The organism is Kitasatospora aureofaciens (assembly GCF_019192735.1).
Classification (GTDB): Bacteria; Actinomycetota; Actinomycetes; order Streptomycetales; family Streptomycetaceae; genus Kitasatospora; species Kitasatospora aureofaciens_A.
Window position 1 is genome coordinate 22,996 of record NZ_JAHTKP010000079.1, and the last position, 9,039, is coordinate 32,034.

Annotated in this window: 6 protein-coding genes; 3 read left to right on the forward strand and 3 right to left on the reverse strand. The window is 70.7% G+C overall.

From position 1 onward, the window contains the following. Positions 1-168: 168 nt before the first annotated feature. Both KV557_RS37375 and KV557_RS37380 read right to left on the reverse strand, forming a co-directional pair. The gene (locus KV557_RS37375) at positions 169-1,077 is read right to left on the reverse strand and encodes an ABC transporter substrate-binding protein (RefSeq protein ID WP_218206062.1); all 909 of its coding nucleotides are present in this window, start codon (positions 1,075-1,077) and stop codon (positions 169-171) included. 91 nt (positions 1,078-1,168) lie between these two features. Further along, positions 1,169-3,307 (reverse strand): hypothetical protein, encoded by a 2,139-nt coding sequence (locus KV557_RS37380; RefSeq protein ID WP_218206063.1) that lies wholly within the window; start codon positions 3,305-3,307, stop codon positions 1,169-1,171. 390 nt (positions 3,308-3,697) lie between these two features. On the opposite strand from KV557_RS37380, the gene KV557_RS37385 reads away from it, so the two are divergent. Continuing rightward, entirely contained in the window at positions 3,698-4,483 is a 786-nt protein-coding gene (locus tag KV557_RS37385) for an HAD family acid phosphatase (RefSeq protein WP_218206064.1), read from the forward strand. Positions 4,484-4,564: 81 nt separating this feature from the next. Here the strand turns inward: KV557_RS37385 and KV557_RS37390 are convergent, their stop codons facing one another. Beyond that, positions 4,565-5,173, reverse strand: a complete 609-nt coding sequence (locus tag KV557_RS37390) for a hypothetical protein (protein ID WP_218206065.1) — start codon at positions 5,171-5,173, stop codon at positions 4,565-4,567. 39 nt (positions 5,174-5,212) lie between these two features. Between KV557_RS37390 and KV557_RS37395 the strand changes: the two genes are divergently transcribed. Both KV557_RS37395 and KV557_RS37400 read left to right on the forward strand, forming a co-directional pair. Next, positions 5,213-6,619, forward strand: a complete 1,407-nt coding sequence (locus KV557_RS37395) for a CAP domain-containing protein (protein ID WP_218206066.1) — start codon at positions 5,213-5,215, stop codon at positions 6,617-6,619. Positions 6,620-7,212: 593 nt separating this feature from the next. Continuing rightward, positions 7,213-8,763, forward strand: a complete 1,551-nt coding sequence (locus KV557_RS37400) for a nucleobase:cation symporter-2 family protein (protein WP_218206067.1) — start codon at positions 7,213-7,215, stop codon at positions 8,761-8,763. Positions 8,764-9,039: the final 276 nt, after the last annotated feature.

The following is a 9,039-nucleotide window of genomic DNA, read 5'->3' on the forward strand; positions in this document are numbered from 1 at the left end:
CCGGTGGGAGGGCCGGCAATGAAGGAGATCCGAACGGAGCGTGGAGATAACGCTTTCCCGCAGCTGTGTTGAGTCCCGCCGGGAGCGGGCCACGGGGCGGCAGGCCGGATCGGTGCATGGCGGCGTGCCCCGGGCACGCCGTCCCCGGCCGTCGGTGTGGGGCCGGGATCAGAGCCCGGCGTTCACGGTGGCGCTGACGACGGCACCGTTGCCCACGTTCCACTTGTCGAGGATCTTCTGATAGGTACCGTTGCTGATCAGCTGGTCGACAGCCCGGGACAACACATCGGAAAGGTCCTGCCGGTCCCGGCCGACCACGATCCCGTAGAGGCTCGACTCCTGGTATTTGCCGACCAGTTGGAACATGCCTTTGTGGTTCGGCGTGGTGGTGTTGTGGGAGGCGGCGGGGTAGTCGTTGAGGTCGGCGACGGCGGTTCCGGAGGAGACCTCGGCCACGGCCTGGTCGTCGGTGTCCGTGGAGTCGATCCGGAGCGGTTTGCCGGTCCTGGTGCAGGCGGTGGACTGGGCCTTGGCGACTTTGATCTGGACCGAGTTGGTCTGCACGGCGATGGTGTGGCCGCACAGGCTGTCCAGGGTGGTGAGGCCCAGCGGGTTGCCCGCCTTGACCAGGATCGAGGTGCCGGTGAGGAAGTAGTCGACGAAGTCCACGCCGGGGTTGGTGACGTGGCCGGTGGCGTCCTTGCCCTGTTGGCGGTCGCGGGAGTCGATGACGGCCGACATCGCCAGGTCGAGTTTCCCGGACTGGACGGTCGGGATGAGGTCGTTGAAGGGCATGTCGAGGATCCTCACGCGCAGGCCGAGGTAGGAGCCGAGGGCTGCGGCGAGGTCCGGGTCGAGGCCGATGGGTGAGCCGCCGGGGTCCTTGAACTCGACCGGGACGTAGTTGAGGTAGGCGCCGATGCGTAGTTCGCCGGTGGTGCGGATCGACTGCGGCAGCCGGGCCCGCAGGGCGGAGGGCGAGTCGGACGGGGCCGGGGTGGCGGCGCAGCTGCTTGCCGGCAGGCCGCAGAGGCCCGTGGCGGCCAGTGCTGCCCGGCGGGCGGGTGTTCGGGGCATGGGTAGGTCCTGGGCGCGGGTGACGTGGGGTGGTAGGTGGACACGCTGCGGCGGTGGGCGGGGAGGTCCCGCCCACCGCCGAGTGGTGGGGTCAGCCGCGGGCGAGCCGGTCGGCCTGGTGGATCAGGTCTTCGGCCTGGCGGGCGAGGTTTCTGGCCGTTGCCGGGGTGAGCCGGCCGGAGCGGGGGGCGGTGGTGTCGAGGAGGTCGCCGATCTGCCGGGCGAGGCGGTCGCGCTGTTCGCCGAGGCTGACGAGCTTGGCGTTGGTGTCCTTGTAGCGGGTGTCACCGGGGGTGTCGGAGGCTGCGGCGGTGGTGGCGGCGGCGAGCGTGGCGGAGGCGAACTCGCCGACGCCCGCGTTGAGTTGCTTGTAGTCGGCGGCCAGTCGCCGGTTGTCGGCCTGGTCGGCAGCGCGCAGGCTCCTCGGGAGTGCGCAGGGGGAGAGGAACTCGGTCAGGACGCGGCCGTCGTGGGCGTAGACGTCGTGCAGGCCGAGCAGGGCGAGCATGGTGGGGCGGATGTCGGTGTGGTCGGACCAGACGGCGCCGGTCGCGCCGAGGTGCTTGACGCCCGGGCCGGCCAGGCCGAGCCAGGTGGTGTTGATGTCGGGCGCGAAGTCGCCGTGGTTCCACGCCTCCTCCGCGTTCAGACCCACGCAGGGGGTCGCGCAGTTCGCGGCGCCGGCGACGGCGAGGTAGTTCGGGTCGAGGAAGTCGGTGAAGGTGGCGGTGCGCAGGGGGTCGCCGGTGACCATGTGGAGGATCTTCATCTCGGTGCGGTCGGCGAGTCGGTGGCTGATCGCGTCGGTGGTGCCGGTGATCGGGTTGACCGCGGTCAGCTCGGAGACGGCGCGTTCGAAGTCGCGGGTGGTGGCGGCGTCGGGAGCGGGGTTGCCGTCGAGGTAGAAGCTCGGGGCGGACTCGGACTTCAGCTGGAACGGGGTGGTGAGGTGCTGCTGGGTGGCGAGCAGTCCGCGGACGTTGGCGTTGATCTCGCCGATCTGCTGGTAGCTGCAGGAGGTGGTGACGCCGTCGCAGCCGGCCGGGCTGGGCTTGCCGCCCACGAAGTGGTCGTTTTCGTCGGAGGTGACGACGAAGAGGCTGTTGGCGGGGGTGATGCCGTCCTTGGCCAGGCGCTGGAAGAAGCCGTCGAAGGCCTGGTCGTACGCCTTGAGCTGGGCGACGTATCCGGCTTCGCCGGGGCCGAAGGCGCTGCCGCCGGGGTAGCGGTCGTGGGCGTCCGAGATGTAGCCGTAGGTGACGGGCACGCCGGCTTCCTGCATGGTGGCGAGGTAGCCGAGGGTGTTGTCGGCGGACATCGAGTCGAAGCCGGGGAAGCCGGGGTTGCCGGCCTTGTCCGTGACGGGGGCTCCGCCGATCGCGCGGACCGGGTGGTCGGGGGAGATCACGGCGTCGACGCTGCGGGCGCCGTAGAGGGCCTGGTATCCGTGGTAGCCCCCGGGTTCGTCGGGCAGCAGGTCCGGCCGGGCGGCGGGCGTCGCGCAGTGCGCGGAGCCCTGTGCGCAGTGGACGCCGATGCCGACGATGTCGGCCTGGGCCCGGACGGGGTCGGCCTTGGCCTCGGCGGCCTCGGGGGAGTCGGTGCCGAAGACCTTGGCGACGTCGGAGGTGGTGTTCTCCAGCACGGTGTTGGCCGTGGAGACCGCGCCGAAGTCGCAGCCCGCCCGGGTGTAGGCGGTCCAGGGGGCGGGGGTGTTCCGGCCGTCCGGAGTGACCATGGTCGGCGCGGTGTCGCTGGGGGTGGGGGTGGCCGGGTCGGCGATGCCGTCGGTCCAGTAGGCGAAGGTCCGGGCGGAGGCGCTGGTCCCGTCAGGCCTGTAGTACCGGTAGGAGTTGGACACCGGCTGTCCGTGATCGCCGCCGTAGAGCCCGGTGAGCTGGGTGAGGATGTCGTTGCCGGTGTGCGCGATCAGCGGGGTGTGGTGGGAGGTGTCGACCGTCCCGTTGTGCTCCAGGAAGTCGAGCAGGTGTGGCATCTGCTCCAGGTCGGAGGGCACGTTCGGGTTGTCGCGGGTGAAGTGCACGTTGTCGAACGTCAGGTAGATGACGTGGTCTACCCGGCGGTCTCCGGCTCGCATGACGCATCCGCTCTCGCGATGGCGGGCGTCGGGGTGCTCGTCGGCGGCGAAGGCCTGCGGGACCGCGAGCAGGCCTGCGCCGAGGGCCGCGGCTGCGGCGAGGGCGACGACGGTGGGGCGTCGGGGGCCCATGCTGACTCCTTGTGGGGCAGGGGGGTTGGGGCGCGCGTGAACGGCAGCGCACGGGCATGATGATGTGCGGGCACGACGATGTGCGGGCACGGCGGCGCGCAGGAAGGACAGCGCGTGGGGATGGTGCGCGTCGACCGGGTGATGATCCGGCGAAGTGGACGAAAGGTTGCCACAGCCTGAACTCGTCGCAACAGTCTGTAGAAGGCAATCGGGTCGATATTCCACCTGCTGAGACGCCGTCCGGTCGGCATCGCGCGTAGACCATGCGCGTAGACGTGCCTTGACCTGCCAGGTTCACCGACCCTACGGTTCGGGGCAGCACGGAGCCGCCGCGTAGCTCGACGGGCGAGTCACGCCCCTCGTGGCACGCGGCAGAAGGAGCCAACCCTCATGCGCGGAAGTACCTTGACGTCACCTGCCCGAGGCCTGGCCACCCTTGCCGTCGGCGTGGTCGCCGGCGCGGTGGTGGCCGGCGGAGGACTCGCGTCGGCGGATGCCAAAGCCCCCCGGACCGACCGTCAGATCACCAACATGACCGACGAAGTGGCCAAGATCAAGGCGTACTACGGTGACACCGTCGACGCCAAGGGCGAGCACTGGCCGTCCCCCGACAGCAACTACGCCGTCCAGGTGCGCGGCATCGAGAACCAGGCCGAGAAGTACCTGGCCCAGCGTGCGAAGCACGATCGCGACGGCCGCAAGGCCATCGTCCTCGACGTGGACGACACCACGCTGTCCACGTACAACTACGAGCTGGAGACGACGTTCGTCTACAACCCCGTCAGCAACGCCCAGTACATCGCCACCAAGACCATGCCGGCCGTCTTCGGCATGAACCAGCTGGCGACCCGGGCGCAGCAGCAGGGTTACACCGTCTTCTACGTCACCGGCCGCCCCGAGTCCCAGCGCGTCGCCACCGCGGCCAACCTCGCCGCCGTCGGCTTCCCCGCCGCGGACCCGGCGCACCTGTTCATGAAGGACAAGAGCGCACCCCCGTCCTACCTGAGCTGCGGCGCGAACTGCTCCGTCGTGGAGTACAAGTCCGGTACCCGGGCCCACATCGAGAGCCTCGGCTACGACATCGTGGGCAACTTCGGGGACCAGCAGAGCGACCTGTCCGGCGGTCACGCGGACCGGACCTTCAAGCTGCCGAACCCGATGTACTACCTGCCGTAGCCGGTCGGAACGTGCCGCCGCGCGGCCCGATGCCGCCGACCGCGCGGAGGCATCGGGCCGCAGTGTGCGTCAGTGGGGGACTCAGCTGCTGGTGACGCTGATCTCGGAGGTCTGTGTGCCGTCGGAGAAGTCCACCACGAGCGAGGCGGGGCCGGGCTGCCTCACCTTCATCGTGTAGCCGGAGGCCGGCACCGCGGACACCAGGCAGACGACGCTCGGGTCCACCGCGACGGTCGCCGTACCGCCGGCGGCCTGGTACGTCCTCATCATGGCATCCCGGGAGCAGCCGGACGGACCGCCGTCGGCCGACGGGAGCTGGGAACGGCCGGCGGTCGGTTCCACGCTGCCCATCGAGATCTTCGGGGTGGCGGGTGCCGGCGCGGGTGTCGCCCGGTCGGACGGCGTGGCGGAGGCGCCGGCGCCGACGGTCGGCATCGGGGCGGCCGTGGGTGTCGTCGCCACCGGCGCGCGGGTCACCGTGACGACGGTGGTGGGGATCGAACGGGCTGCCGGAACACCGGCCGTGGCGGGACGGATCACCACACGCACCGTCAGGGCGACCGCGGTGACGCCGATGGCCGTGCACCCCAGCCAGATGAGCGGATAGCGCTGGACGGGTGTCCGGGCACGGATGAGGCGGTGCGCGCGGCCGTGGTCCGAGCGACGGTGGTCCGGGCGAGGAGGGCGCACGGTGGTTCGGACGCCTCGGTTCGGTTCCGCCTGCGGCTGATGACGATCGCGGTGGACAAGGTCCGCCGACACCGCCGGGCCGTCCGGGCGACGTCCGCGGCCCCGGGCGGTGATGGGCCGGAGAAGCCGGCCCGGCCCACCGTCGACTTCGTCGACCTGACGGTCGTGCGGCTGGAGCTGACCGGCGAACGGCGGGAGATCGCGGAGGCCACCCGGTGGCTCGGCGACTCCGCGTGGGACGTGCTGGCCCTGTGGTGGCTGGAGGCCTGCGGCGTCATCGACCGGGCCGAGCTGGCCGAGGCGCTGGACCTCTCGCGCCAACAGGCGGCGGTACTGCTGGACCGGTTGACGGCCGGCCTCGCCTCCGCCCGGGTTGCTCAGCGGGCGCTGGCGGCCGTGCCCGGCTGCAGGGAGCTGAGAGCCCTGGTCGAGGCCTGGAGCGGCGTGCCGGACCCCGGCTGGCGTGAGCGGATCACCGACCACGCCTCCCGGTGCGTGGCCTGCTTCCGCTGCTCCGGTGCCCTGACACCGCCCGAGAACGTGCTCGGGGGACTGCCGCTGGTACCGCTGCCCGGTGCTCTTGCAACTGGGACTGGGGCGTCCTCGGGTTCGTCGGCAGGCGAGGGACATCGCCGCAGCCGTCGTTCGGGCAGGCGACGGCCGGTTGCCGCGGTGTCGACGCGCGTGTGGGTCTCGCTGTCGGCGGCGGGAGCGGTGACCGGTGTCTGTGCTCTCGCCGCCCTCTGCGGCGGCCCGGCGCAGGCACCGTCCGCCGTGCTCGTGGGCCCGGTCGACGCGCTGGAGACCGCGACGGCCCGTCCCGCGCCGCCCGACGAGCCCCCTGCCGTGGTCGCCGCCGGGTCCGCCTCCCCGGAGCCCTCCGCCGCCGTTCCCGCGGGAACGCAGAGCCCCTCCGGTATCCCGTCGGCCGCCGTAGCGGTCACATCGCCGGTCACGCTGCCGGCCGCCCCGTCGGCCGGGCCGTCCCTGCGCTCCAGCGCTTCCCTGGCGCTGCGCCCGTCCGCGACACCCACGCCATCGTCGATCACGCCGGACCCGGCCCGGGGGCCGGCCCCCCAGGTGGTCATGATGGTGAACGCGCAGCGCAGGGACCTCGGGTGTGCTCCCCTCCGCAGTGACGCCCGGCTCCAGTACGCCGCCCAACGGCACGCCGACGACATGGCGGCCCGGCGATACTTCGGGCGTGTCGATCCCGACGGGGCGGGGCCGGAACGGCGGATCGACGAGGCCGGCTACCCGTGGACGGGTGCGATCGAGGCCAACGCCCGCGGCCAACAGGACGCCGCCACGGTGATGTCGGTCTGGACAGCCGATCCGAGCGCCCGCAGCCGCCTCCTCGACTGCGGCTTCACCGACATCGGGGTCGGCGTCCACCCGGGCGACGGCGGCCCATGGTGGACGCTCGACCTCGGCACCACGCGATGAGTCCCAACGCACGGCACGATGTCCGGATCGCCGCCGTCGGCGCTCGCACCTGCGCCCGGTGAGGCCGCGCAAGTCCCCGGCGCCGCCACTCTCGTGGCCGTCGGCCAGGACGAGGGGGACGGTGGGCGAGATCGGCCACCACATGGACGTAAGGCTTGTCGATCTCACGTGGGGCGAGGCGCATCGGGCCCTCCTTTGAGCTCCTTGATACGGACATCGTGTTCCGCGCGGACATGTGGGGACGGGGGGGCAGCTCGGCAGGGCCACCCGCTCATCGGAACAGTGTTCTGTTTCCGGAACTTTGACGAATTGTCACGACCAGTGGATTGGTTGCCAGGTACTGGCGGAACCCACAACCGGGTGCAGCTGTCCGATCCGGCCGGATGGCGGATCACACAGTGGCTCTGGTCACCGGCCGGGCCTCTAGAGTTTTCACAACCGGATGCCGGCACCCGCGCACCAGGCGGGATCAACGCCCCCGGACGCCTTTCCTTCACCCTCTCCACCCTGGCCGCCATCCCCCTGCCGCCAGGACCGCCGCACCGTCGCGCCCGGTCCGGAACGGCGCTGTCCGCGCACCATCGGAGGTACCCATGCACTCGCACGGCGAGTCCGAAAACGCCACACCCGGCTCCGCGCCGGTCCACCCCGTCGATCAGGTGCTGCCCGCTCCACGGTTGGCGATCCTCGGTCTCCAGCACGTCTTCATCATGTACGCAGGCGCTGTCGCCGTCCCGTTCATCGTGGGCAGCGCCCTCAAGCTCGATCTGCACACCATTGCCCTGCTGGTCAATGCGGACCTGCTGGTCGCCGGTATTGCGACGATCATTCAGGCGGTGGGCGTCTCCCATGTCCTCGGTGTCCGGCTGCCGGTGGTGGCCGGTGCCACCTTCACCGTGGTCAGCCCGATGATCACCATCGCGGCCAGGCACGGACTGCCTACGGTCTACGGCGCGATGCTCGTCTCCGGCGTGTTCGGCCTGCTCATCGCGAAACCGTTCGCCAAGATGATCAAGTTCTTCCCGCCGCTGGTGGCGGGCACGGTCATCATGATCATCGGGCTCTCGCTGATCGGCCCGGGAGCGGGCATGATCGCCGGACACGACACCTCGGCCGCCGGCTACGGGAAGCTGTCGCACATCGCCCTCGGCTTCGGCGTGATCGCGCTGATCGTGCTGTTCAGCCGGCTGCTGCGCGGCCTCCTGGGCCAGCTCGCGCCGTTGCTGGCGCTGGCCTTGGGCACGCTGGCCTCGATCCCGCTGCACCTGTTCGACCTGAGCGGGGTCCGCTCCGCGGGCTGGTTCGGCATCGCTTCGCCGTTCCACTTCGGCGCGCCCCGGTTCGACGCGGCGGCGATCGTCTCGATGTGCATCGTGCTGCTGGTGACCTACACCGAGTCCACCGCGGACATGCTCGCCGTGGCCGAGATGACCGGCAAGGAGCTGACCGACGCGGACATCGCGCGCGGCCTCGCCACCGACGGCCTGTCCGCCGTGCTCGGCGGCTGCATGAACTCCTTCCCCGACACCGCGTACGCGGAGAACGTCGGCCTGGTGCAGATGACGGGGGTGCGCAGCCGCTGGGTGGTCGCGGTGGCGGGCTGCTTCCTGCTGGTGATGGGCCTGGTGCCCAAGGTCGGTGCGCTGATCGCGGCTGTCCCCGAGCCGGTGGTCGGCGGGGCGGCCCTGGTGATGTTCGCGATGGTCACCGCGGTCGGCGTGCAGACGCTGAAGGAGGTCGAGTTCAACGGCAATCACAACCTGCTGATCGTTGCTGTCTCGCTCGGTGTCGGCCTGCTGCCGGCGGTCGCCACCGACCCGTACGGCAACGAGGTGTTCTTCCAGCACTTCCCCGCATGGGCGCAGACCGTCTTCGGCAGCCCGATCACCCTGACGGTGATCCTCGCCTTCACCCTCAACCTGCTCTTCAACCACCTCAAGCTGTCGGCCCTCCGCCCCTCGGCGGCCTCGGCCGCCTCCCCCGCCGCCGCGGAGGAGGATCCGATGCCAGTGCCGCAGGATTGTTCGGCGGCATGCGCACGGCGGATCACCTTGTCATCGCATACCCACTTCTGGGAGTCCCCGCATCCCGGTGTCTCCGCAGCGCGTGGCGGACAGTGCGGATGCGGCCGTCGTTCACGTTGAACTCGCCACCACCGGTAGCCGGCCTTCGGGGAGTCGCCCGGTTCTGTGCCCGGCCTTGTCGTGTTGTCGACGAAGGCCGGGCACAGCCGTACCACATGGCGCTCTGCCGAGGAGGTCAGAACGGACCTTCTCCCCGAAGTGAAGTTCCCCCAAGGCCGGGTAGTTAACGTTTCCGCTGGTCACGCAAGGGGTTCAGCACCTGTGTGATTGCCGCGTAGCGGCCCGTGCGGACTCTCTTGATCATTCCTCTCTCGGTCCAGCGGGCGAGTTGGCGAT

Bases quoted from the DNA above. Each gene is read 5' to 3' on its own strand.
- KV557_RS37385 (WP_218206064.1), top strand. From the start codon at position 3,698: ATGCGCGGAAGTACCTTGACGTCACCTGCCCGAGGCCTGGCCACCCTT.
- KV557_RS37380 (WP_218206063.1), bottom strand. From the start codon at position 3,307: ATGGGCCCCCGACGCCCCACCGTCGTCGCCCTCGCCGCAGCCGCGGCC.
- KV557_RS37400 (WP_218206067.1), top strand. From the start codon at position 7,213: ATGCACTCGCACGGCGAGTCCGAAAACGCCACACCCGGCTCCGCGCCG.
- KV557_RS37395 (WP_218206066.1), top strand. From the start codon at position 5,213: ATGACGATCGCGGTGGACAAGGTCCGCCGACACCGCCGGGCCGTCCGG.
- KV557_RS37375 (WP_218206062.1), bottom strand. From the start codon at position 1,077: ATGCCCCGAACACCCGCCCGCCGGGCAGCACTGGCCGCCACGGGCCTC.